The sequence below is a fragment of the Paenibacillus sp. SEL1 genome (assembly GCF_054602535.1).
Genome location: NZ_CM137723.1, coordinates 1,652,480 through 1,677,079, shown reverse-complemented (window position 1 = coordinate 1,677,079; position 24,600 = coordinate 1,652,480). Strand labels below are relative to the sequence as shown.

Genomic DNA, 24,600 nt, shown 5'->3' with positions numbered 1-24,600 from the left:
AAGACATGGACTGAAAGCAAAGAAGCAGCGATTCTTCAATAACAAGAGAATCGCTGCTTCTTTGTATACAGATTGCTTACAGCATCAAGTGGAACAGGAACGGGGCGGCTGCCAAGGTAAAGAGAGCGGCGAGCACCATCGAGATGCTGGATATCGTCCCCGTCAGCGAACTGAACTCGAAGGCTTTGGAAGTGCCAGTACCATGAGCACCGGTACCGAGCAGCACCCCACGTGAGACTTCATTTTCAATACGGAACAGTTTTACAATCATCGGACCGATAATAAGACCGCTCAAACCGGTCAGAATAACGAATACAGCTGTGACCGTCGGATTGCCGCCAATCGTTTGCGATACATTCATCGCAATGGGTGTCGTAATGGAGCGAGGAATCAGGCTGCTCAGCAGCGAAGAATTCAGATGCATCCACTTGGCAAGCGCCATGGAGGACAACACGGCTACAACGGACCCAGACAGCACGCTAAGCACAATTTGTGTAGCATGTTTTTTTAACACAGGGAAATATCGGTACAAAGGGACAGCAAATGCAATCGTAGCTGGCTGTAGCAGCATGGACAGCAAGTGGGCGCCCGAATTATAAGAACGGTAGTTCACACCCGTCAGCGTCAAAATCAAAATGATAACAACAGGTGTAATGAGCAATGGGGACAAATACACCTTGGGCAGTGTGCGGTACATGCGTTTGGCCATCCAGTAAATAGCGAGTGTCAATATAATACATAGAAGACCGGTCATGATGATTTATGCTCCTTTCGTTTACCAAGCAGACTGGCGACCATACCTGTGCAGGCCATCACCAGAAAGGTGCCGAGCAACACGACCAGCATGATGCTCATACCATCGTGTTCCAGCATCGGCCAATAATTCATAACGCCGACAGCGGAGGGAATAAAGAATAATAGCAGCTCGGCCAGCAACCAGTTTGCGCCAACTTCAATCCAGCTTAGCCGGACCAAGCCGGTTTGCAGCAGAATAAAAAGGATCAGCATACCAATGATACTACCGGGTACAGGCAGGTGGAGCCAGGAGACTACCGCGTTCAGGATGAGCGAAAAGGCCATCAGGACGGCGATCTGGAGGACACCGCGTATGAAGCTTTTCATATATAATGGCTCCTATCTTTGAGATCGGTTATTTTCAAACTGTAATGAAATTTTACATCACAAGCTTTCATGAGTAAAATGCATATAAAGAATGCAATCTATTCCGTTTGTCTATAGGAGAAGGTGTAAGTTTGGATATCCGACATTTACAATATTTTTTGGAAGTCGCGCGATTGCGTAGCTTTACAAAGGCAGCCCAGAGCATGTTTATTACCCAGCCGACGATCAGTAAGACGATTAAAAGTCTGGAAGATGAGCTGGGGGTCGCTTTGTTCGACCGAATTGGCAAAAGAATCGAACTGACGGACGCGGGAAAGGTAATTGAGCTTCAAGCACAAGCGATTGTAAAGTCCTTTCAGAGCCTGTCCTCGGAGCTGAGTGATTTGATGAACCTGAAAAAAGGACATATCCGTATTGGCCTGCCCCCTATGGTCGGATCGAGCTTTTTTCCGCGTGTCATTGGAGAATTTCATAAGGCATATCCTGATGTGACCATTCAATTATTTGAGGACGGGGCGAAGAAAGTGGAACAGGACGTAGAAGCCGGGGCATTGGATATCGGGGTGATTGTGCTACCTGCGGTTGGAGATATGTTTGAGACATTTCTGTTTGTGGAGGAAAAGCTGAACTTGCTCGTTCATCCTACGCATGCATTGGCAGAGTGCAAGGAGGTACCGCTATCTGCGCTGGCGGAGGAGGCGTTTGTACTGTTCCGTGAGGATTTTACGCTGCATGACCGTATCATTGCCGAATGTGTCCGTGCGGGCTTTCAGCCGCGTGTAGTCTACGAAAGCTCGCAATGGGATCTGATTAGCGAAATGGTTGCTGCAAACCTGGGAGTAGCGCTGTTGCCGGAGGCCATTTGCCGAGATCTGGATTCTGAGCGCTTGCGTGTTCTTCCATTGGTGGACCCCGTCATTCCTTGGCATTTGGGGATGATCTGGCGGAACGATCGTTATCTGTCCTTTGCAGCCAGAGAATGGATATCGTTCACACAGCAATTGTTGCGGACGGAATATGGCGGGAAGTAGTCAGTCCGCGAGAAGGTGAGTACGATGCAGATGTGTACCGAAGGAGGACGAATACTGTTTACATCATAAAAAAGCTGCCCTGAGGGGCAGCGATGTAGCTTGCTTCTATGAGTGTGTTTGGTTTATTGCACGCTTGGTGTGAAGGTACTTGTCCATAATACGGTCAAGTCTGGAGGATTTGTCCAATACACGTTCATCTTTTAATCCGTGTAAGTCAGCCATGCGATTCAGTTCACGGCGTTCTTTTTCCATGAGTTTTTCCAATTGTTCGAGGTTCACAAAGCCCACCCCCCATGTCGATTGTAAGGCATGTCTCCACTAGCGGCAGAAGTTTTTTTGATAACGATGTTATTTCCATTTTACCACTTTTTATTAACAATAATCCAGCTTTCCTGACATTTAGCGACTAATATCTATGGTTTTGCTAGTTTCACCTGATTGCGTCCTGAACGCTTAGCTTCATATAATGCCTCATCTGACTTTTCCAGTAAGTGCCTCGATGCTATGACAGGTGAACTGCCTGCTCCGATGGATACGGTTAGAGAGATCGAGGTTCCGTCATTCAAAAGGAAACGTTCATTTTCCACAGCTTTCCGAATTTTTTCGGCAAAGCTTGCTGCTTTCTGACTATCACAATTTCCAATCAGAATGGCAAATTCCTCTCCGCCCTTACGGGAGGGGTACGCCCTCGTTGTAGATTCCCGGGTTAACAGCATTCCCAATTGGCTTAAGACGGTATCTCCGTTCAAATGACCATACGTATCATTAATATTTTTAAAGTGGTCAATATCCAGCATCACGAGTCCAAAGGGTTGTTTTGTAGTCTTGGAAGTATGAAAGACCTCTTCAAATAGCGCATCGAAAGCACGTGGACTGTAGAGTCCGGTTAAATGATCCCGATTTGCAGCTTCTTCCAGCAGATGAACAGCCCGTTCTGTTTTTTTGATATAGGACATCATAAAATAAGTGAACAGGCCGCCAAGCAACTTAACAGTTGTGATTATTATAATAGATTCATTATCAGGAGGGTTAACTACAAAGAAAGTAGATAACAACGACACTACAGCAGCTCCAAGTACGGCCGACATCCACTTGCGGAGTGTTAGGCTTTTTTCTCGAATAAAGATAAGTGAAATGCCCAATGTCATGAAACAATTGACGGTAGCAGTCAGAGAAACATCTGTCCAACCACCTGTGATGTAAATACGGTACAGGCTTATGATCAAGGTGGTCAGCAGACCGGATACCGATCCTCCCATATAAACAGATATGATAATCGCCAATTGGCGCAGATCGACCACAAAGTGCCCACGGACCCATAAACCGGTCATCATTAACAGAATGCCAAACAGACCCAGCATTAAACCGTTCATTACCCGATAAATGAATACATGTTTTTTTAGGTAACGTTCATATTTCCGGAAAAATAAATTTCCAAAGAATAAGAAGCTTGTTAATAACGCAAAATTGTTAATTAATTCTTTTAACATATCCCTATCCTTTATGCTGTATTGAGAGTTGTAGTATCGTGGGGAATAAAGCAAAAGGCCTCGTTTCTATATTTCGGTAAAAAGTAGGCATGAGTGAATACCAATTGAATACAAACGATTCTTATGTCCCTTACGTTTCGTTTATCTACGTGGTACAGTGAAAGGACTATGACCGGAACGGGTGATCGTATGAAGGAACCAATTCACATATCGGTGCGTCCACTTGTGGAATATGTGCATCGGAGCGGTAGCATTCATAGCGGCTTTCGATCGAATAGTAGTATGCTCGAAGGAACTCGCATGCATCAGGTTATCCAGAAAGGTTACAAGGAGCATGACCGCAAAGAGGTACATTTACGTACAGAAATTCCGTATAAGGATGAATTGTTTATCATTGAAGGCCGCTGTGACGGACTGATTGAGCTGGATGGCGTATGGACGGTCGATGAAATTAAGTTGATCTCTTTGCCACTCGAAGATATTCAGGGTGACGGCCAACCTGTACACTGGGCACAAGCATTTCTGTATGCCTATATGATTGCTCGTGAGGAACAACATCATTCGATGCAGGTCCAGCTTACTTATGTACAGGCACACGGTGAAGACATTCGCCGATTCAGACGGGAACTATCCTTTACTGAGCTAGAAGCTTTCGCACAGGAGATGATTGCTGGTTATGCTCCGTATGCATTCCTGCTGAGAGCACATGCGGAAAAGCGGGATGCCAGTATTGCTATGTTGAACTTTCCCTTTGACACGTATCGTTCGGGTCAGCGAACGCTCGCGGGTTCGGTGTTCAAGACGATTGCCGAAGGGGTTAACCTGTTTGCCAAAGCACCTACAGGTATTGGTAAAACGGTATCCACCTTGTTTCCTGCGATCAAGGCGATCGGCGAAGGATTGGTAAGACGAGTATATTATGTGACGGCTCGTACCACCACTCGGGCAGCAGCCGAAGAAGCTTACGCCAGAATGCAGGCTCAAGGGCTGCACATGCATGTGGTGACATTGACTGCGAAGGATAAAATTTGCTTCAAGGATGAAAATGATTGTGATGCTGGATCATGCAGCATGTGCAAGGGCTATTACGACCGGATCAACGGTGCGGTTTCCGATATTTTGGCGAATGAGACGTTAATGACCCGGGCAGTGATTGAGCATTATGCGCGCAAGCATAATGTATGTCCCTTTGAATTTTCTCTGGATGTGGCGTATGCCTCGGATGGTATAATCAGTGATTATAATTATGTTTTCGATCCACGAATTTCTTTGAAAAGATTGCTGGAGGAGCACAAGCGAAAAGGTGTTGTACTGGTGGATGAGGCGCATAATCTGGTCGAACGCGGCCGGGACATGTTTTCGGCGGAAATTTTGAAATCTTCTTTTTTGGAACTGAAACGGGAATTTAAGTTGCTAAGCCCAGAGATTGCTGCGGCTGCGAGTGCAGTGAACGCACATATGATTACGCTGCGTAAGCAATATGCAGATACAGGAAAAGCAGTGGAGACAGCAGCACCGCAAGAGGTACTGGAGCTGTTGGTGCCTTTTGTAGAAGCAGCTGAACGTGAACTGGTGACGGGGGGCAGTACAAGCCATGCAAGCGGTGAGGGTACGGCTTATGCATTGCTTCTAGATACGTATTTTACCGCTCAGAATATGCTGCGAATTGCAGCTTTATATGATGAACGGTACGTTACTTATGTGGAAGCAGGACGCAGTGAAGTGAGGGTCAAGCTGTTCTGCCTTGATCCTTCTCACTTGCTGGGACAAGCTATTAAGGGCTACCGCTCAGCCATTTATTTTTCCGCGACGTTGACACCGCTTGCTTATTACCAGGACATGCTCGGAGCAAACGAGGAAGATTATACGTTACAGGTTCCTTCGCCCTTCCATCAGGAGCAGTGGGATGTACGTCTGCTGCCGCTCTCCATCCGTTATCGGGATCGTGAGCGTTCCAAAGGGGCGATTGCGGATATGCTGGCTGCATTGGTTGTGGAACGGAAAGGAAATATCCTTGTGTTTTTCCCGTCCTATCCATATCTGCGTGAGGTGTATGAGGAATTCATGCTTCGGGACGTGTCCGCAAATACGTTGGTACAAAGTCCGGGGATGACCGAACCAGAGCGGGATCAATTCCTAGAGGCCTTCCAGCCTGGGCAAGAGCACACCTTGCTTGGCTTTGCCGTATTGGGTGGTGTGTTTGCTGAAGGTGTCGATTTACCTGGGGATCGCTTAAATGGGGTAGTGGTCGTCGGCGTCGGCTTGCCGCAAATTGGAGCAGAGCGGGATGTGCTGCGGAATTATTTTTCGGAACAGGGACGGAATGGTTTCAACTATGCGTATGTATATCCGGGAATGAACAAGGTTTCTTCAGGCAGGTGGCAGACTTATTCGCACAGAGCACGACGAAGGATTGCTGATCCTGGTAGATGATCGTTTTGCCAAGGAACCATATGCTTCTTTGCTGCCTGACGAATGGAAAAGCTACCGTCTGACGGAACAAGCGGGATTAAGGAAGGAATGGATAGACTATGAACTTTAATTTTCATAATGACTCCATACGCGGGGTGCTGCGTAGCTTTGGACATGAAGATGCCGAAGTGGATAATATAGAGACTTTTGTGACATTTGCGCGCTTGGCTAATGGTATTTTCAGAGAAATGGATACGGATTTTAGCAAGTTGGGGGCTTCTCAGGGTCGGATTATTGTTCTTAGCCTGTTGCATTGCCATTCGCCGCATCGCATGACACCATCAGAGTTGGCGGAAAAAGCTGATGTGACGCGTGGAACCATGACGGGGCTGATCGACGGATTAGAGCGAGATGGCATGATTGAACGTGTGGCTCATGAGAGTGACGGACGGATGGTGACTGTCGGATTAAAAGAGGCAGGACGAGAGCTGTTAAGTAAGATAGTCCCTTATTATACGAAGTTGATTCGGTCGTGTATGTCTGAGTTTACGCCACAGGACCATAAGATGATGAAGGGTTTACTGGGAAAAATGAAGGGCGGTTTTGAGCGGTCTTTGCCGAAATGCTGAGTTCCTAATATAGGGAGTAAGGAATAGGAGAGAGAACATGTTTTTTTATACAGATGAGGTCTATGAAGCCCGTGATTTTGGCTCAATGGATGCCAGAGAAGGCGAGTGGAGAAATTGTGAGTTTACCCGATGTCGCTTTCGGGGTGTGGAGATGAATGAGTCCCTCGTGGAAGGCTGTACTTTTGTGGACTGTGATTTTACCGGAGCCATCCTGAATGCATCTCACTACAAGGAGTCGGCTTTTACCAATTGTTTGTTCACCAGCGCCAATTTGTTTGTAGTCCGGTTTGAAAACTGCAAGCTGGTAGGTTCAGATTTTGCGGGGGCGAATATGGATGGTATCACAATTACGGGCGGAGACTGGTCTTATACGAATTTGCGTCATGCAGATTTAAGAAAACAAGATTTGCGAAAAATACGATTCAAGGAAGCCGACTTATCCGAATGCAATTTGGAAAAAGCAGATTTGCGGGAGGCGGATCTTACCCGGGTAAGACTGCACAAAGCCCATCTTCAAGGAACAGACCTGCGCGGTGCGAAGATGGATGGCGTGAATTTTAAAGATCTGGACATCACCGGAGCCAAGTTGGATATCGAGCAGGCAGTAGCGGTGGCCCGCTCCTATGGAGCCAAGGTGGAAGGCTAAAAAGCACGGGATACAGGACCCGTCTCGATCTGCAGTACCCCGTGCAGGTGAAATGGATGGTTGACTCGAATGTGAAGAACTTAATCTTTAGGGGGTGCCGGCAGTAGTGGAATCGCTGCTCCCGGGTCCCGGTTTGGCAAATGATCCACTCCCACAGGCTCTAGAGGCTGCTGTGGAACTGTCCAGTTGCGCGCGGTATCTGCGGCAGTTCGCTGCTCCAGCAAGCGTTTGGCTACTTCATAACATTGATCGACATGCCGATTACCAATGGTTCGCATAGCAGTAAAGCCAATTGCCGCGGCTAGCCCTTGCCCCAGAAGGGGGACAAACTTGCTAACCTGCTTGGTAGCGATACGAATGCCCATTTTTTGCAAAATCTGCACGATAACTTCACGGGTGATGAGTCGCCCGATCAGCTTGCTGCCAATTGAGGTGATAAAACCATACACCATGGATTTTGTTTCTGCGTCCAGACCTTCCAGCTGCTTCTCAGATAATCCGAATTTTCCATTAATGGCTGGAAGTAGCTGCATCAAAATGCCAACATCAGCAAGAACGTCAGCCCCTGGAACTGGAACTAATACCGCTCCACCAGAAGCCGCAGCCCTTTTTGTCACCATGGATTTGCACTCTTTACGGATCTGCTCCAACTCTTCTATTGTTCGGGCTGTCATATGCATCTCTCCTTCATACGCTTCCGATTAGAACCCATGATTCTACCCTGTTATTACACACATTTCTACCTTTCTTAAGCATGGAATAAGCAAAAAATCCCTGATCCACACACTATCGCACATTTACTCCTGTGAATCGATCAGGCATAATGAAGGATGGTTGCCGATAAGAACAAGCCTGTTTTACGGGGATAAAGGAAGGAAGAGACAGATGAGTCAGACAAACGTTTATTTTAATCATGATGGTGGAGTGGATGATTTAGTATCCCTGTTTATGTTGCTTCAGATGGAGCAGGTTCATTTGACCGGAGTATCGGTTATTCCAGCAGATGGTTACCTGGAGCCGGCGACGGATGCCAGCCGTAAAATTATTGATCGTTTTGGAAAAAATAAAGGGCCTGTGGAAGTCGCCAAGTCTAATTCACGCGGTAAAAATCCGTTTCCTGCCGCTTGGCGTTTACATTCCTTCTATGTAGATGCATTACCTGTGCTGAATGAATCGGGACGAATGGAAGCGCCGCTTTCATCCCTGCCAGCTCATCAGCATCTGATTGAAAAGGTACGCGGAGCTGAAGGTAAGACGCTGTTGCTATTCACTGGACCGCTAACCGATCTGGCGCGAGCGCTGGATGAAGCACCGGATATTGAAGCAAAGATCGAAAAGTTGGTATGGATGGGCGGAACCTTTGAAAAAGGGAATGTGGAGGAGCCGGAGCATGACGGCACAGCAGAGTGGAATGTGTTCTGGGACCCAGAAGCGGCATATCGGGTGTGGCAAAGCGGCATCACGATTGATCTGGTAGCGCTGGAAAGCACAAGCAAAGTGCCATTAACTCCAGCAGTACGCAATCGTTGGGCGGCCGAGCGCCGATATGAAGGCGTGGATTTCTTGGGTAATTGCTATGCTGGATGTCCGCCGCTCGTCTATAGCGAAACGAACTCAACCTACTACTTGTGGGATGTACTGACCACTGCATCCGTAGGACGCCCGGACATTGTCAAGAAAAAGACGGTGCATTGCAGCGTTATCGCAGAAGGTCCAAGTCAGGGCAGAACGGTGGAACAGGCAGAGGGACGTCCTGTGAACCTGGTATACGATACAGATCCAGAAGCCTTTTTTACGTATATGGCGGATTTGGCCAAGCTGGCTGCTCCCAAACGTTACTAAGTCTGACTATGCACAAACGTGCGGCCTAGGGTGATAATACTGCCTAATGACACGTATCCATAACATAAAGCCCGTGACGTTATGCGTCACGGGCTTCTATTACATGATGTGTCCTATAATTATCACAAGCTAGTTTCTATTTCATGCTGACCCCTGGTATGTTTTCAGAGTGAACTGGAGCGTTATTTCTGTCCCGCTACCAGGTTCACTGATTCCAGTCATTTTACCATTCATTCGTTTTAATAGATGTTTGGTAATCTGCCAACCCAATCCTGGATTGCCATATGAGGGAGAGTTCCCACGGTCATGCTCAAGCCACAATTTCAGTTTGTTAGGAGATATACCGATCCCAGTATCCTTCACCTTTAACTCCAGTTCAACCTCAGGTGCATCGGTCACGGATTGGGCGGTTGCAGATAAGATGACAGCTCCTGTGCTTGTAAACTTTACTGCATTATCTACCAAATTAATCAGCATACGGCGAATTTTAGCCTCATCCCCGATAAAAATAGGCGAGCTGGTGAGATTCCAGTCGAGCTTCAACTCTAGATTCCGTCGCGCAGCTACCTCTGTATACAGACTCAACACATTTTCCATCATCGTTCTCAGATCAAACGGATCTTCAATATCATCGATCTGCCTGGACTCTATATGGCTGTAATCCAAAATATTACTCAACAACGTCATAAGCGAGCGACTGCTCGACTCCATGATGCCCATATATTGCTGTTGTTCCTCTGTTAACTCCGTCGTCAGCATGAGATCAGTGGCTCCCCATATTTCGGTCAGCGAAAACCGAATTTTATTACTCAGGGAAGATATCAAATCCAGCTTGCTCATGGAAGAGATTTCAGCATCGATCTTGCCTTTCTCCAGTTCAACTACATACCCCAGAAATACGGCCATAGCCTGTAGTGCCTTCAGTTCTGATTCTGTCAAATGTACAGATGGCGCGTCCAAGATACAAATGGTTCCGTAAGCCTGACCATTTTTCATGCGAATAGGGATTCCAGTAAACGAGTGGTTTCCAATGGTTTTAGTCACATCTAAATCACGTGTTTGTGGATGAGTAGACGTTTCCGAAATGATGAGGTAATCCGCAGAATGGTTCAGCACCAGACTGCAATAGCTAAGCTCAAAAGGGAGCTCCTCTCCATTACGAACCAGCACCTCTTCCCGGTTAAATGAATCTACAATTACATTTGTAACCCCATCATTAGCGGCAATAAAAATGGTATTAACATGTAAAATATCACTCAACACATCAATGACATGCGCGGTAGCCTCTTGAATACTATTATAAAAACCTGTAGGTGAAGTAGTCATATGTCTCCAATCTTGATGCAAAGTGGTGGTTAACAAAACTCTAATAGTTTGTGTATCCCATTCCTAGTCCTCTGAAAGTATTGCTGGAGCGTATTATTAATTATACATGATTATTTCGTTATAAACCTGAGTCTTCTACTTCGATTTACCTATTCGCTTGCACAAACCTTCATTTTTTAGGTCTAATACTGGCCTTTCTTGGAGAATTTTTGAATATATTATTACACATTAACGAAAAAATGTGATTATTTTCATTCTGTTTTCATACATTCATATGTAATCTCATGATATGAAAATTGTGTAATAAAATAGGAGGATAGAACCAGTAATATCATGTAAATATTCTATATAATAGGTTCAGAGGTGGAATTATGAATAGACAGGAAGCCCTACAACACTTCCATAAGACCTATGCGGAAGATGTACTGAATGAGAAATTACATCAGGCAGCGTCTTTATATGAGCATAGAAAAGAGGAACTCATTTTTTCTTTTATTCAATCCTTTCAATCAATCTGCCTGCAAGCCCATTCTGCAGAAGTGGCCAAGACAAGGATCGGATACATTACTTATTCTATGAGGCGCACGTATCTGATGGATCGTAACTATAACTATGTCGTCGAAGCCTATGATAAAAATTGGTTCTTTGATCCTCAACCTTGTTATGGAATCTATGATGCAGGCTGGGCATTCAGCTTTTTGGGAGAATTGGAGGATGAATTGAATCAGCTTAGTACAAATAGGGCGGCCGATGGTGAGCATGGTGCTGAAACTAATTATGCTAAAGATTTGATGAAAGCCAATAGCTTAATATTTGGAAAAATATTGGGCTATATATATTATGGTCAGGGATTTAGGCAAGCAGTAGTAAAAAACAATAAATTGAGTGGTATTACAGGCAAAGGAGACGTTTTTCAATACTGTAATTGGTTCACGCCGATTCTTAGAATGAAATCTAAGCGAGTTGAATGTGGTATATACGCTAGCGATAACCGTTGGGGTGAGAATGTGCAGAAAATATACAATACCTTTAGTGGGAATGAAGCTTCTAACTATGAACAATACCTGTTGAGTCTTGATAAAAGTGTAACTCAGAAAATTGCTGCATCCGAAGGTATTAAGCTTCCTAATTTTAAATTTAAACCTACCCAAAATGGTAACGATAGCAGAAAAAATGATACGAGTGAGTGGAGTATCGTCGGTGAAAGATAAATCACAATTCGAAATGAGGAAAAGAAGTGTACAAACCAAGTTACGGTTATTTCATGATAATGCTTATAATGATTTTTGGAGTAACTGCGTGCGGTTCCACAGATATCAATAATTATAAAAGTGAGAAAACAGTTAGCGTCAAAGACCAGAGCACAGGGAACTATCGAGGTGAAAAAGTCGAAAAAGCCCAGAATATTGCATCTGCCGATCCGGAGTCCCTTCAGGACGACGACTTTGAAGTCTCATATCGATCACATAAGATTGATAAGAATACGGATATTAAAGAACTTATCCATAAGTGGGGTTACAGTGAAGGATTTGAAGCTAACAATAGAGGATATAATAGTGGGAATGGAACATATAGAAGATGGAGTCTGTCCTATCCTAACTATGAGGAGCCAGAAATAAGATTTGTAGTTTTATCTAAGATTGAACTTGAAGGGGAGGAACTGGTGGATGGTGAAAGCTATTTAGTAGCCGTGAGTTTGGAGAATCCCAAGTTTAAAACAAAAAGAGGCTTGAAGATCGGTGATACCCTTGGCAAAGTGCTACAGCTCTACGGCAAACCGAGTATTGTAACTAATGGGAGTCTGCTTTATTCCAAGAATGGCTTACATTTGAGGATTCAGTGGGATACTGAAACGGAAAAAGTAAATAATATCTTCATAGAATATAATATGGAGAAATCCGTAAAGCAGCAACGTAGTGCTGACTATGTAGAAGAAGGTGCTCAGCCCGACCCTGATCTGGAACCTTATACTATTCAAAGAGAACAATCATTTACCACCACTCTTAATGGATGGGGAGAAGTAAAGTTTATATCCACTTTAAAAGATGAGGATACGGATGATCTGATTCAAGCAAAGTTTTTTTTGGAAGCCAACGACGAGAAGCATGTGGAAAACAAGATCCTGTACGAATTCCCCGAATTTTATGGTAACAACGGTAAAATGATTGATAGGATCAAGGCAGTAAGTTTTAAGGATTTGAATCAGGATGGACGTACAGATATTGTTATTATTGCTGATTATATCACCGGAGTTAATGCACACGGAATAGAGACTCTACCTGTCGCGGGGATTTACTTTCAGAAAAAAGATAACACATACACTACCCAGCCTGAATTGGATAAAAGTATCAATCAAACTGGACATAACCGAACACTTCAAAATGTCATTCAATACGTAAGCAAACAACGAATAAACGTACAGTGATTAATACAAAAGGGAGTTTTTTGAAATCAACTTTATAAAACAAAATAAAATACTATTTTTAATATTGTTATTTAGTCTGCTATTTAATGGATGTTCTGAAAAGCCTACGAATGAGAAGAAACAGGCAGTTGAGCCCATCAAACCTAGCACTCAAGTGATAGAGCAAAAAGTTGTGACTGAACCAGAGTCTGCTGCTCAAGAACAAGATCGAAATAGCAATATTGTGAATCCGGTAAATAAAAGAAATGGAAATTACACCACAGATTCTAACACATTAGATCAGTTTATAAAGAAAATCCAACCCCAAAATGAGCAGCTTCAAAAAATAATAAAAGAAGATTTGGACCATGATGGAAAGCCGGAATATGTGCTTGCTTTTGGATTAGAAAAAGAGGAGATTTACAACATATTTGTAGTCCGGGAGGATGAGGGTTATCACATCATTGATAAACTAGAGGACCCGGTTATAGTTGTGCATCTAAATACTGATGTGAAAATCATGAAGCTGGATCAAACAGACCAAAAATTTATCGTAGTATATTCCACTAGCGAAGTGGATGAGGCCGAAGGATTCTCTATATTTACTTTAGACCATAACCGAATTAATAACCTGAATTACAGTTATCCAGAAGCAACAGGGCAAGGGAGCAGGAAGCTAGAGGACATTAATAAAGATGGTGTTTTTGAGGATGTGAGTTACTACCGTTTTCAGGATACTCAACAACATACGATAATAACATATCATAAATTCGACAGCACCGGACCCGAAAAAACAAAAGTCCTATATGAAAATAAGAATAAAAAATTTGTATATCCCACGGTTCCTAAAGATATTATCCAAAATTATTTGGAAGATTATTATCTTATGAATCGCTTCTTGATACACTTGCCCGAAATGGAGGTATTCACTGCTTTGTTAGCAAGTCCAAAAAATAATTTTGAAGATATCATAGATTTTTCCGCTATGGACTATACGGGATTAGATCTAAATATAAAAGAGATTGCTAATAAGGCTAATCAGCGGGCGTTTTTGGTAAAGAGTAGCTCAGAAGAAGAGGAATCAAACCAAGGACTTGTATTTACATTAGAAAAGCAATCAGGCAAGTGGAAGATTATGAGTATAGAGATGAACGATAAATTGTAGAAAGTGTGATATCCAGCATGAATTACTTGAAGTACGGGCGAGCTTCTTGCGTCCTGTTATTACTCATTTCCTGTGTAGTGCTGAATGGGTGCATGAAGGGACAGGATTCTCCAGCGACTGAAACAAATCATGCGCTTTCTCTCCAAAATGACGATAAAACGATTTCCTATTCGAAAAAGCTGGACACGCTAGTGGAAAAACTCCATATAGTCAACGATGAAAATAAGGATTCTGATACCAGACAAAATAAGCTTGAGGAGTTCACACAGGAACTTAATTCGTTGTTAAACGAGCCTGAAAGTGTAGAGATGAAGGATGAAGAATTAGTAGAAAAGTTCGATAATAATCTCACTATCTTAACAAAATCGTTTCCGTTAAAAAGCGGGCAGCTAAACGTTAGGGTTATGAATTATAGAGCACCTAAAACGGTGACAGGTACGATCGGGGATAAATACACATTTATTCAGTGGTGGAGTAAGAAGCAACTTGTACACGCCCAGATGATTCAGAATGGCGGGTCAGAGTTGACTACAGACTTTGTGGTTCGAGATTCAGACCAAGGAATACAGTTGTGGTTAGGGGGACATGTCTCCATATATCACCCAGACCCTGTATTTGTGGATTTGTGGGAGTTGTCTGGACAAAAGTGGACGGAGAAAAGCATAAATGTAGGTAAGATGAAGCTTCCGGATGCGTGGGAACTGAACAAGGATATGAATAAGCCTATCATGTTTGAGAATCGACAACATGATAGCATGAGTATCGGAGTTTTAGACCACGGCGATGGTTTCTTAATAAACAGTGATGATTCTGAACAAAACCTTATCATTGAGTTCTCCAAAAGTGGAGAAGTCCGTATTGATTCTGAGTATAGCACCGCCTTGAATACTCATAGTGAACGGCAAAGCTATGAACTCATTCAAGAGGAATATTCAAAAAATGGGATCGTGATTAAATACCCTCAAATTATAAAACTCAAGGATATTGCAAAGCAGAAATCTTTAAACAAAATTCTTAAGGCTGATGCTTTAGAAGGATTACAAAACTATGCGGATTCCAATTCTGGAGTCCATGTCGAAATTGATTATGAGATCAAACGACAGAGTGAACGATTCTTGAGCGTTCAATATACGGGTATTCATTATATGAAGGACGCAGCCTATCCTACTTATATGTTTTATACCACGAACCTGGATATGAAGCAGGTTTCAAGAATAAAATTGAGAGATCTGATAAAAGTCGAGAAACCTTTTATTGAGCTTATAAAAAGCGGGAAGATTACAGCTGTTCAGCCGGAGCAACAAGGGTTAATTGGTGATTTCACAAAAGATGATTTGATTCAATTGTTAACAAATGCGGATGTAACCAAAGGTTCGCTTGCGGAAGTAGAAATGGAATCGTTTAGTTATTTCACAAATGATTCGTTAGGGATGAGTGTACCTATGGCACATGTGGTAGGGGACCATGCGGAGTATGAAATTCGTTTTGCACAAATTCCAGAGAATATTAGGCGAAATGAGGAACTATGGAGTGAGTTAAGTTCTGTTGAGGATCAGTCTGTTTCCACAGTTGGCGGTGAAAAGTTGAATACTGACCAATATGAAATTGAAGAGTCGCAGTCTTTTCAAACTACTTTCGAAGGCTTTGGGAAAGTACGGTTTGTATCGACATATGGGTATCCGGAAGGTTTTCGTAAATTCTTTTTCTTCCTATTGGATGACCAAGGACATATTCTGTATCCATTCCCCGATTTCTACGGGAACCGTGAGTGGGTTGCACGTTACGGAGGAGTAGAAGCAGTGGCCTTCAAGGATGTGAATAAGGATGGATTGAAGGATGTTATCATCATTGCCGATGTTGATAATGGGATTCATGGATCTGGTAGAGTTGATGAATTCTCTATAGCGGACATATATTTTCAGAAAAAAAATAAAACTTTTACCACGATTCCTACATTAGATGAGGCTCTCAACGATCAGGGACATAATCAAACCATTAAAGATGTCATTCAATACGTAAGCAAACAACGGATAAACGTAAACTAACCGACAAAAGGGAGCGGTAACATGGGATATCCAATCATAAAGTATAACGGAACGGTTTTATCTCTTAAAAATCCGAAAGTTAAAGTTGTACAGAAAATGAATGAGCATGTGAAAGTCTTTTTGACAGGTGTGTTAACGGGTGCCCAAATGGAAGAGTACACAGATCATATGGAGGCAGGGGCCAAGTTAGTCGTTTCTTATGTGAATGATGATCAGAAGCAGATTGTATTATTTAGGGGATTAGTCACGCAGTTCAGAATCAAGTTGGTGTCCAATGTAGCTCATTTGGTTGTCGAAGCTCTATCTTATACAAGCCAGATGGATGAAATACCTCATAGACAATCTTTTCAAAATGTAAAGATGAAGCTGCAAGCATTGCTTGAACACGTGCTCAAATCCTATCCCAAAGCCAATTGTACGAGCCGGTTGAAGGATCAGCTTCTACAGGAATTTACGATGCAATTCGACGAAACGGACTGGTCATTTCTAAAACGTATAGCGTCTCGGATTGGTTGGGGACTGACACCTGATCCGATTGGAGACAAACCGCAGTTTTATTTTGGATTACCGGATGGCGTCAATCAGCCTGAGCTCAGGCAGTATAACTACTCCATGACCAGAAAAACCAAACCAGGAGCCAGCAAGGATGGCAACCTTCTATATTATAAAGTACAAACGACAGGGGCTAGAGATGTCTTGCTGCAAATTGGGGCGGAGGTTAAATTTAAAGGGAAAGCATTATACGTCCTGCAATCGGTTGCGTTTATACGCCATAGTGCTTTGTGGCATGAATATGTGCTGACTACATCGGATGGAATGAAGCAGGATTTGATTGTAAATGAGAGCATTCGTGGCATCTCGTTGAAGTCCAAGGTTATTGGAATTGAACAGGATCATGTGAAGGTTTTCTTTTATGAAATGGATAAGGTCAAGCCTAACGTCAAGGAAACCTGCGCTTTTCCAACGGCTACATTTTATACATCGGAAGGGAATACCGGATGGTACTGCATGCCAGAGCTGTTTGACTTTGTAGATATCTACTTTCCGACCTCTACAGAAAAAGATGCCATTGTGACCCACTCGATCCGAAAGAGATCCAAAGGCGGTGACTTTATTAAGGACCCGTCGACGAAGATCTTTATGACCAAGTACCGCAAAGCTATTATTTTTGAGAAAAATGAAATTTTAATCACGGGGAACGACGATGAAGTGGTGATTCGACTGCTGGATGACCATGGAATTGAACTGCGAAGCAAAAAGGATATTCGTGTAAAAGCCGACGGGAACCTGGTATTCAACGCAGGTAATACAATACAGGTCACCGCGAAGGATGCTATCGGTTTAAAATGTAAAACGAGTTTGGTAGAAATGGATGGTAACATCAAAATGACTGGAGAAAAGATAAAGACGCAATAACTAAAACCACCAAGAGAGGGTAAACCATGGCTAAAGTAACTACAGGAGCAATCGTGAATGAGAAACCGCCTACCCAAGAAGACATGATACAAGAGTGGAAACGTAAAATAAGCAAAGGTGAATATCCTTTTATTCATGTAACTAAGCATAGCGCCCAAAGTGAAGAGCGCTAAATATGTTTAGCAACAAGTAAATAAGGCTCCTAAGGAGCCTTCAGAGTGTCGAGAAAGTCCAGAGGACTTTTCGACACTTCTATTTTTATATGGGGAGACGCATCTTTTAAAACAAAAATCGATTTAAAACGATCTGAGGACCCTAGTTTTTAGACCACTAAGACAGTTTTAAACCCCCTGCAAAAAAACAGGGGGTTTCTCGACAATCTGAAGGCTCCTAAGGAGCCTTATTTGAGTTTGATGATCTATACCCTTTTAGCACTGTTATGTAGCCGTAAAGGTGAATTTTATTAACTACATTTGTCATTGCATACTCTTTAATAGTACAAATTAAAAATGGTGTTCATCTATGCAATTTTCCCCTAACATACAGTTACAAAGACCTATTCTACATAAACTATGTACTGTGACCAGATATACTGTATCCAATGACTTTATACTTATTTTTCCTCTCGGCTATATCGCTCGCAAAAAGGATGCACTATAATTATACTACTTCTTAATTTGGGAAAAATTAGACTTTAACATAGATTACAAATATTTTGAGAGTGAGATGCTCGATGAGTATCCCTTCTCAGGAAGAAGGGGTCTTGTATTTGGGGACTTCACTGTCGATAAACCAATCTGGCCCGGAGACGTCGATCACTTCTTTGGTTTTATAATTATAGTAGATGGTAATTTTGTTGTCTTCGTGGCCTTTAATGTACCCATATAGATAGAGCCTGGAGTGGACAGCAGGATCATCCACAGCATAATCCTTTAATATGAAATCGGCATTATAGTGTTCTTTAATAAACTCCACACCGATGGGAGTGGCGACGTCTACTAATTCTTTTTTCTCTTTGTCGGACAAGCTGGAACAACCTCCTAAATACATAATAATTAAAATAAGTGCCAGAATCAGTGGGATTTTTCTGTTCAAGTTACAATTCTCCTTTTCTGGTAATCACCTTTTTTCATAACTCTATAATATATTTACACAATAGACAAGGTGGGAATAACTTGACCTACATTAACGATAAAACATACTGGACCATTGCGGATAGAGTTTATGACCGAGAGTTGACTGCCAAAGATTCTAAAAGCAGAATTCTTCCTGACTGGAAGATTGTTGAACCTGAAGGAGCTATGCTGCATGATACGAATGGTTCTGGATTCGATGCGACTGTATTCCTTAACGAGAAGACCAATCAGGTGATCATCGGTTATAGGGGGACAGAACCTCCGAATCGACCCAAGTGGAGCGTGGCGATGGACTGGGGAACGGATTTCAACGATGTCGTCGGAGGACGCGCGAAAACGTTGGAAGAAGTCCATCAATATTATGAAAATAATAAGGCAGAGGTGGCTAAAATCCCACCACAAGTGCAAAGCGCATTTCTTCAATATGAGGAGAAGTACCAGAATAATCAATTTACACAAGCTGAGAATCTATATGATGTTGTAAAAAAAGAGTATCCCTCTGCTGAAATAACGACCACAGGCCATTCTCTGGGAGGAGCGGAGGCAGAATATGTGGCGGTGCGGAACGGACTGACATCAGTCGCTTATAATCCACCAAGCATTGTACATCTATTACCGGATGATCTTCAAAAGAAGGTGGAAAATGGCGATTTTCGAAAGACGAATGTCGCTTATGTCAATCCGAAAGATACTATCGGTTCGGGAGCTAATGATGCACAGCCACATGTGGGCACAACCTACTTTATAGACAATGATTATAAGACGGCTAATAAAGCCAAAATCACTATTCCTGTTTCATTACCAGTCGAAAGAGAAAATAAGTGGGCTAACTTTTTTTTGGGACCCAAATGGTCTCCCATTGTGTATGTCCCGATTACGTTGCCTATGATGCAGCAAGATCCGATTACAAAGTTCTATAATTCGGTATTTGGAGAAGCGACGCATAGCATGGATCATTTCACATTTGATGAAAACGGCAATATAATCAATCCACTGTACACGATGGACGGTCAATTGGTGGAAGGCAATCCACGGGTGCAGGCATACGAGCAGATGCTGGCCGCGCGAGCAGAGCTCAAGGAAGTCATGGGCGATCTGGTTGAACGCTATGGTGGACAAATGGGGGCCTTCGGGCAGTTTGCTGCTAATGCACTGGGAGTGAATATCCTGGGAGTAGGACAACAGAATGGTCGCTCCAATGGCGGTGCATATTTTGTAGGCAACAAAAATGGGGGCACAATTCAATTAACACCTGAGGAGCTAAAGCATGCGGCTAACCAGATGCGTTCCAGCCTGCATGGATTTTCTAGCGATACCCGAGCATCCATCCAGTTATTTCAGGCTCATATCGGGACAAGTGAAAGTCAGTCTTTGACCCCAATTGCGCATAGTGCAACGGCGACACTGGATGGGGTTAATCGCTGGTATCAGGAATCGATTACAGAGATAGCAGAGTACATCGATCGCAAGGGCCAGGAATTTACGATGGTGGATCAATAAAAAGAGCAGCTGGAAGAACACAACGGGAGGCAAAAGAGATGAGTAGAATATCTTTGAGCCTGGGGGATCTGCGTAGGGCTGTACAGCAGTGCGAGCAGCTAAAGCAAAGACTTCAGCATCAGGAGCAGCAGATGAGAAATATATATGGTCGTCTGCAAGACTGGAGGGGCGAATCGGCTGCTGAATTAACACGTAAAATGGAGACGTTTCTCCAAGGCACAACTGTACGAATACAGGAATTGGATGATCATAAAGAGCAGTTGAAACGTTATATTCGGAAAATGGAAGAAGCTGATCGGCGTGAGGAGAGACGTAAACGGGCTGCACAATGGTGATACAGGCAGACTGCAATAGTTAGGAGAACATCATGAAAGATCAAAATGCATTTGTCATTTTACTTATATTGAATATCGTTTATGGCTTAACGCTGTTTGCCTATCCGGCCATGCTGATGGTGGTCGCATTTTCTTTCGATGCACCAACAGCTGGAGATTATCTCATCAGTTATATTTTTGCCTATGTCATAATGAGCTACCCGATAGGAGTATTTATCTCATGGAGCTGTTGGTATTTTTATCATCGTTATGCTTTTAAGAAGGCGTATATCATAGCTAACTTTATGCTGCTGTGGCCAGCTACTCTTGTAGTGTCCTCGTGGATTCAATCGGCTTTTTCTTGAAGGGGTTCCCATCTGGCCAGTCAGCTACATAACATAAAAAACCGTACAATCGCTAGGGGGCTCCCGCGGGGTACGGTTAAATGCGTTTAAATAAAAACTACATATATAGTAGTAGAAAAAAATATTCTTCCAGAGAGGTGACGGTAACGACTTTGTAATCTACTTTAATTTTCCTGCGGGGAATATAGCAGTGTTCGAAAACTTAAGGGTTAGACGAAAAAGTGTAAAAATGTTGAAAAGCTACAAAGTTCGACATATTGTTCGCTTTTTCGCATCATATGTTATTAGATTAGGGATTTTTGTTTGCTATTTATCGTATATTTATGTATAATCTATCGTGTTGAAAGATTGATTGTACGTAATATGCTGATGAGGGTGGGTTCATGACGCTGCTCGACAGTAACGAAAGCAAGAAGCGGATGTGCCAGATTTACAATGAAGTTTCAAAGGAACTGTTCGGCTTCGGGACCACGCTACTGCGGGCCACCGTTGAGAACAACATTGTTACCTTTGTGGCGAAGCACCGGCGTTCTCCACGCTCGGCGGCATTGGAAGTGGAAGCCCCCGGCTTGAAGCTGGAAGTGGATTTCCGAATGTCCATGCTGTACAAGAAGAGACTTCGCGAGAAGCTGATTGAGGATATGGAGCTCGATATAGAAGCTTTACTGCGTGATTATGATTCAGCAACGCAGTGGGCAATTACGAACATCATACTGAAAGAATCCTAATAAAATTGGATATTCGGCTTTTCGCTTCGGATCTATCTGAGGGGAGAACCTGTTATAACGCGCAGCGGGATCAACTTATTCTTTGTTTACGAAGAAAAGTATTCTTGTTTTACAAGAGTACTTTTCTTTTTTGTGTCATAAGGTGTGCATAATAAAAAAATAGGGGGAGTTTCATATGAAAAAATGGTTTAAAGGGTTTATGGCTGTGACCTTGGCATCCGTGGTACTGGCAGGTTGCGGCAGCAATGCTACTGGCGGTCAGACAGATGGAAAAGATGGTTCAGCTGATGGGAAAAAGAAACTAGTTATTTCCACATGGGGCTTTTCCGAGGATTTTTTTAACAAAGAAGTGTACGAGCCTTTTGAAAAGGAACATAACGTTGATATTGTTGTAGAAATCGGAAATAACGCGGAACGGTTGAACAAAATCAGTCAAGGCAGCACTGATGTCGATCTGATTTATCTGTCTGATTATTATGCCCAACAGGGAATTCAACAGGGATTGTTTGAGAAGCTGGATCGCAGTAAAGTGCCGAACTTGAACCAAATTTATGATATTGCCAAAGCGCCGCTGGGTGAGGAGTATGGTCCTGCTTATACAGTTGGACGCCTTGGTATTGCCTATAATCCGGAGCTGGTGAAAAAGAATGTGACCTCTTGGGCTGACCTGTGGGGAACTGAGTTCAAAGGAAACGTGACTTTGCCGAATATTACGGCGACTGCCGGACCGATGATGGTAGATGCAGCCTCCAAGGTAGCGGGTAGTAAGGAGTTTAATGAAGACCAAGCCTTCGGAAAACTGAAAGAGCTGAGTCCGAATATCGTTAAGTTTTATAGCAAAACGTCCGAGTTCGTGAACATGTTTAGTCAACAAGAAATTGCGGGCGGTCCGATCATGGAAATGTACTTCAAAGATTTGCAGGCGGCTGTGCCAGGAGCGAAATTTGTAGCTCCTAGTGAAGGTGCTTACGCAGTAATGAACACGATTAATGTAGTGAAGGGCTCCGACCAGAAGGAGCTGGCTGAGAAATTTATCAACTGGCAGCTGAGCAAGGAAGTTCAAGAAAAATCCGCCAAGGCGAAGGTTGATTCTCCGGTGAACACGCAGGTGGTACTTTCCGGTGCGGATACAGAAGGAATTACGTACGGTACAGATGTAGTGAATAAGCTGACCAAGCTGGATATGAAGTTCGTTAACGATCATATCAAGGCATGGACAGATCGCTGGAACCGGGAAGTAGCACAGTAATGAAAAAGGTCATATTAGATGTAGATACGGGCATTGATGATGCGTTGGGTATTTTACTGGCCGCCAAAAGTGGTCAGTTGGATATCCAAGCGATTACTACAGTATGCGGTAATGTTTCACTTAAACAAGCAACATTAAACACATGCAAAATCCTCGACCTTTTGGATAGACCGGATATTCCGGTTTATCGGGGGGCGGAGGCTCCCTTAATACGTAAAGGTCTGCACGAGCACCGTGTCCATGGAGAAGACGGCATTGGAGGTGCATTGAGTGGAGTAGTCCCAGCGATGTCTGCGTCCGAAGGTTTTGCGCCGGATATCATCATCGATACCGTGATGGCTCACCGGGGGGGAGTGACGCTCATTTGCACCGGGCCGCTCACCAATTTGGCACTGGCGCTGCTGAAGTGTCCCGAACTGACGGATCACGTCGATGAGGTCATTTTTATGGGCGGTGTTATTCACGGGTGCGGCAATATTACACCTGTAGCGGAGTACAACATGTATGCTGACCCTGAAGCCGCACGGATCGTATTTCATGCAGGATTTGGTCGGTTGATACAGGTGGGACTGGATGTAACACGGAAGGCTCTGCTGACTGCCGATCATATTGCTCGTCTGTCCCATCCTGCAATTCGTAATTATGTAGCTGAAAGTACGGCTGTTTATACCAAGCGTTATGAAGAACGCAACGGGGTAAAAGCGTGTGCGCTTCATGACCCGCTTGCCGTAGGTGTCGCATTGAATTCGAGGTTAGTAGATACCTCGTCGTTGTATGTCGACGTGGAAACCTCCAGTCGTATATGTGACGGACAAACGGTGGGCGATGTGCAGAACCGCCTCAATCATAGCCCCAATATGAATGTGTGCGAACAGGTGGACAGCGAAGCTTTTCTGGAACTGTTTATCCAGGTGCTGAATAAGGAATAACATTTTGATAACCGCAAGGAGCTACCCATGAAGAAAACATACTTGTATTGGCTGCTGCTGCCAGGTCTGCTCTTTCTGGCGGTGTTCATGGTCATTCCGATTGTGTTGACGATCGGTTCGACCTTCGTACAGAACAGCTCATTCACCCTAGAAGGCTATCTCCATTTCTTCAAGGACCCTTATTTTCTGAAAATATTGCTGACTACGCTGGAAGTCAGTGTCGTAACGACACTCGTGTGCGTATTACTCGGCTTCCCGACGGCTTATTATATTTCGCAAAAGGCCCCGCGTCGTAAAGGTATTTTGCTTGCGCTGGCTATCTTTCCCTTGTTGACGAGTCCGGTGGTGCGGTCATTCAGCTGGATGGTCATTCTGGGTCGCAAGGGGCTGTTAAATAACGTGCTCATCGGTTTAGGACTTGTAGATGAACCGCTGAATATTTTGTACACCCCGGCAGCGATGATTATTGGTCTGGTTCATTTGTTTTTACCACTGATGATTATTTCACTGATTGGTGTGCTCGAAAATATCGACGGTGATCTTGTTCATGCTGCTCAGAGCCTCGGGGCTTCCAGATTCAGCGCATTTCGTAAAATCGTATTTCCGCTGTCTGTGCCGGGCCTGATCATTGGAAGCATTCTCGTTTTCGTAGGCAGCCTGACTGCATATACGACACCAGCACTACTTGGAGGAAAACAGCGGGTTATCGCTACATTTTTGTATCAGAACGCGATGACGCTAAACGACTGGTTTTTAGCTTCTGTTATTGCAACAATTATGATTGTTATTACATTTATCGTGGTCGGTCTCTTAAATAAGGCGGCCCATAAACTCAATCCGAAGGGGTAGGT

24 protein-coding genes and 1 pseudogene are annotated in these 24,600 nt (G+C 43.6%); 18 read left to right on the top strand and 7 right to left on the bottom strand.

Annotated features, from left to right (window positions below; translation table 11 throughout):
• Positions 1 to 76: 76 nt before the first annotated feature.
• A complete protein-coding gene (locus ACYCSE_RS07735; protein WP_061830543.1) occupies positions 77 to 754 on the bottom strand; it encodes a CidB/LrgB family autolysis modulator in 678 nt (225 codons plus the stop codon).
• A complete protein-coding gene (locus tag ACYCSE_RS07730; RefSeq protein WP_013312485.1) occupies positions 751 to 1,122 on the bottom strand; it encodes a CidA/LrgA family protein in 372 nt (123 codons plus the stop codon). The genes ACYCSE_RS07735 and ACYCSE_RS07730 overlap by 4 nt, the downstream gene beginning before the upstream one ends.
• A 131-nt stretch (positions 1,123 to 1,253) precedes the next feature.
• Here ACYCSE_RS07730 and cidR point away from each other — a divergent pair, with 131 nt between their 5' ends.
• The gene (cidR, locus tag ACYCSE_RS07725; protein ID WP_023990853.1) at positions 1,254 to 2,153 is read left to right on the top strand and encodes a cidABC operon transcriptional activator CidR; all 900 of its coding nucleotides are present in this window, start codon (positions 1,254 to 1,256) and stop codon (positions 2,151 to 2,153) included.
• Between the two features lie 105 nt (positions 2,154 to 2,258).
• Here cidR and ACYCSE_RS07720 read toward each other — a convergent pair whose 3' ends face one another.
• Positions 2,259 to 2,432: an aspartyl-phosphate phosphatase Spo0E family protein gene (locus tag ACYCSE_RS07720; RefSeq protein ID WP_013312483.1), complete on the bottom strand. Its 174-nt coding sequence runs from the start codon at positions 2,430 to 2,432 to the stop codon at positions 2,259 to 2,261.
• 134 nt (positions 2,433 to 2,566) lie between these two features.
• A complete protein-coding gene (locus ACYCSE_RS07715; protein WP_039271752.1) occupies positions 2,567 to 3,643 on the bottom strand; it encodes a GGDEF domain-containing protein in 1,077 nt (358 codons plus the stop codon).
• Between the two features lie 168 nt (positions 3,644 to 3,811).
• Between ACYCSE_RS07715 and ACYCSE_RS07710 the strand changes: the two are divergent.
• From ACYCSE_RS07710 to ACYCSE_RS07700, 3 genes and pseudogenes are all read left to right on the top strand, one after another.
• A pseudogene (locus ACYCSE_RS07710) lies at positions 3,812 to 6,185 on the top strand (helicase C-terminal domain-containing protein).
• Positions 6,175 to 6,684 carry a MarR family winged helix-turn-helix transcriptional regulator gene (locus ACYCSE_RS07705; protein ID WP_013312480.1) on the top strand — a complete coding sequence of 170 codons (510 nt, stop codon included), beginning with the start codon at positions 6,175 to 6,177 and terminating at the stop codon, positions 6,682 to 6,684. Before ACYCSE_RS07710 ends, ACYCSE_RS07705 begins: the two are co-directional and overlap by 11 nt.
• A 37-nt stretch (positions 6,685 to 6,721) precedes the next feature.
• Positions 6,722 to 7,330, top strand: a complete 609-nt coding sequence (locus ACYCSE_RS07700) for a pentapeptide repeat-containing protein (RefSeq protein WP_250260168.1) — start codon at positions 6,722 to 6,724, stop codon at positions 7,328 to 7,330.
• Positions 7,331 to 7,410: 80 nt separating this feature from the next.
• Here the strand turns inward: ACYCSE_RS07700 and ACYCSE_RS07695 are convergent, their stop codons facing one another.
• Positions 7,411 to 8,004, bottom strand: coding sequence for a hypothetical protein (locus ACYCSE_RS07695; protein WP_209940612.1), 594 nt, complete (start codon positions 8,002 to 8,004; stop codon positions 7,411 to 7,413).
• 211 nt (positions 8,005 to 8,215) lie between these two features.
• Here ACYCSE_RS07695 and ACYCSE_RS07690 point away from each other — a divergent pair, with 211 nt between their 5' ends.
• Entirely contained in the window at positions 8,216 to 9,172 is a 957-nt protein-coding gene (locus ACYCSE_RS07690) for a nucleoside hydrolase (protein ID WP_322158912.1), read from the top strand.
• 141 nt (positions 9,173 to 9,313) lie between these two features.
• Here the strand turns inward: ACYCSE_RS07690 and ACYCSE_RS07685 are convergent, their stop codons facing one another.
• On the bottom strand, positions 9,314 to 10,498 hold the full coding sequence (locus tag ACYCSE_RS07685; RefSeq protein ID WP_459701945.1) for a GAF domain-containing sensor histidine kinase: 1,185 nt from the start codon (positions 10,496 to 10,498) through the stop codon (positions 9,314 to 9,316).
• Positions 10,499 to 10,869: 371 nt separating this feature from the next.
• Here ACYCSE_RS07685 and ACYCSE_RS07680 point away from each other — a divergent pair, with 371 nt between their 5' ends.
• From ACYCSE_RS07680 to ACYCSE_RS07655, 6 genes are all read left to right on the top strand, one after another.
• The gene (locus ACYCSE_RS07680; protein WP_459701944.1) at positions 10,870 to 11,709 is read left to right on the top strand and encodes a hypothetical protein; all 840 of its coding nucleotides are present in this window, start codon (positions 10,870 to 10,872) and stop codon (positions 11,707 to 11,709) included.
• A gap of 26 nt (positions 11,710 to 11,735) precedes the next feature.
• On the top strand, positions 11,736 to 12,923 hold the full coding sequence (locus ACYCSE_RS07675) for a hypothetical protein (RefSeq protein ID WP_459701943.1): 1,188 nt from the start codon (positions 11,736 to 11,738) through the stop codon (positions 12,921 to 12,923).
• Positions 12,924 to 13,095: 172 nt separating this feature from the next.
• Entirely contained in the window at positions 13,096 to 14,067 is a 972-nt protein-coding gene (locus ACYCSE_RS07670; RefSeq protein ID WP_459701942.1) for a hypothetical protein, read from the top strand.
• Between the two features lie 17 nt (positions 14,068 to 14,084).
• On the top strand, positions 14,085 to 16,112 hold the full coding sequence (locus ACYCSE_RS07665; RefSeq protein WP_459701941.1) for a polysaccharide deacetylase family protein: 2,028 nt from the start codon (positions 14,085 to 14,087) through the stop codon (positions 16,110 to 16,112).
• Positions 16,113 to 16,133: 21 nt separating this feature from the next.
• Complete coding sequence (locus tag ACYCSE_RS07660) at positions 16,134 to 17,528, top strand: hypothetical protein (RefSeq protein WP_459701940.1); 1,395 nt, start codon at positions 16,134 to 16,136, stop codon at positions 17,526 to 17,528.
• 26 nt (positions 17,529 to 17,554) lie between these two features.
• Positions 17,555 to 17,701, top strand: a complete 147-nt coding sequence (locus ACYCSE_RS07655; RefSeq protein WP_165177926.1) for a hypothetical protein — start codon at positions 17,555 to 17,557, stop codon at positions 17,699 to 17,701.
• Positions 17,702 to 18,275: 574 nt separating this feature from the next.
• Here ACYCSE_RS07655 and ACYCSE_RS07650 read toward each other — a convergent pair.
• On the bottom strand, positions 18,276 to 18,623 hold the full coding sequence (locus ACYCSE_RS07650; protein ID WP_025721830.1) for a hypothetical protein: 348 nt from the start codon (positions 18,621 to 18,623) through the stop codon (positions 18,276 to 18,278).
• An 80-nt stretch (positions 18,624 to 18,703) separates the two neighbouring features.
• Between ACYCSE_RS07650 and ACYCSE_RS07645 the strand changes: the two genes are divergently transcribed.
• The 7 genes from ACYCSE_RS07645 (at position 18,704) to ACYCSE_RS07615 (ending at position 24,598) form a co-directional block, all read left to right on the top strand.
• The gene (locus ACYCSE_RS07645; protein ID WP_459701939.1) at positions 18,704 to 20,164 is read left to right on the top strand and encodes a lipase family protein; all 1,461 of its coding nucleotides are present in this window, start codon (positions 18,704 to 18,706) and stop codon (positions 20,162 to 20,164) included.
• Positions 20,165 to 20,202: 38 nt separating this feature from the next.
• Positions 20,203 to 20,499 carry a WXG100 family type VII secretion target gene (locus tag ACYCSE_RS07640; protein WP_014278615.1) on the top strand — a complete coding sequence of 99 codons (297 nt, stop codon included), beginning with the start codon at positions 20,203 to 20,205 and terminating at the stop codon, positions 20,497 to 20,499.
• 32 nt (positions 20,500 to 20,531) lie between these two features.
• Positions 20,532 to 20,843: a hypothetical protein gene (locus tag ACYCSE_RS07635; protein ID WP_322171960.1), complete on the top strand. Its 312-nt coding sequence runs from the start codon at positions 20,532 to 20,534 to the stop codon at positions 20,841 to 20,843.
• A 383-nt stretch (positions 20,844 to 21,226) separates the two neighbouring features.
• Entirely contained in the window at positions 21,227 to 21,571 is a 345-nt protein-coding gene (locus ACYCSE_RS07630) for a hypothetical protein (RefSeq protein ID WP_013373571.1), read from the top strand.
• A gap of 175 nt (positions 21,572 to 21,746) precedes the next feature.
• Entirely contained in the window at positions 21,747 to 22,820 is a 1,074-nt protein-coding gene (locus ACYCSE_RS07625; protein WP_322171961.1) for an ABC transporter substrate-binding protein, read from the top strand.
• Positions 22,820 to 23,749 carry a nucleoside hydrolase gene (locus ACYCSE_RS07620; protein WP_322171962.1) on the top strand — a complete coding sequence of 310 codons (930 nt, stop codon included), beginning with the start codon at positions 22,820 to 22,822 and terminating at the stop codon, positions 23,747 to 23,749. The genes ACYCSE_RS07625 and ACYCSE_RS07620 overlap by 1 nt, the downstream gene beginning before the upstream one ends.
• Before the next feature lie 27 nt (positions 23,750 to 23,776).
• Positions 23,777 to 24,598 (top strand): ABC transporter permease, encoded by an 822-nt coding sequence (locus ACYCSE_RS07615; protein ID WP_013312457.1) that lies wholly within the window; start codon positions 23,777 to 23,779, stop codon positions 24,596 to 24,598.
• The last annotated feature ends 2 nt before the right edge of the window (positions 24,599 to 24,600 follow it).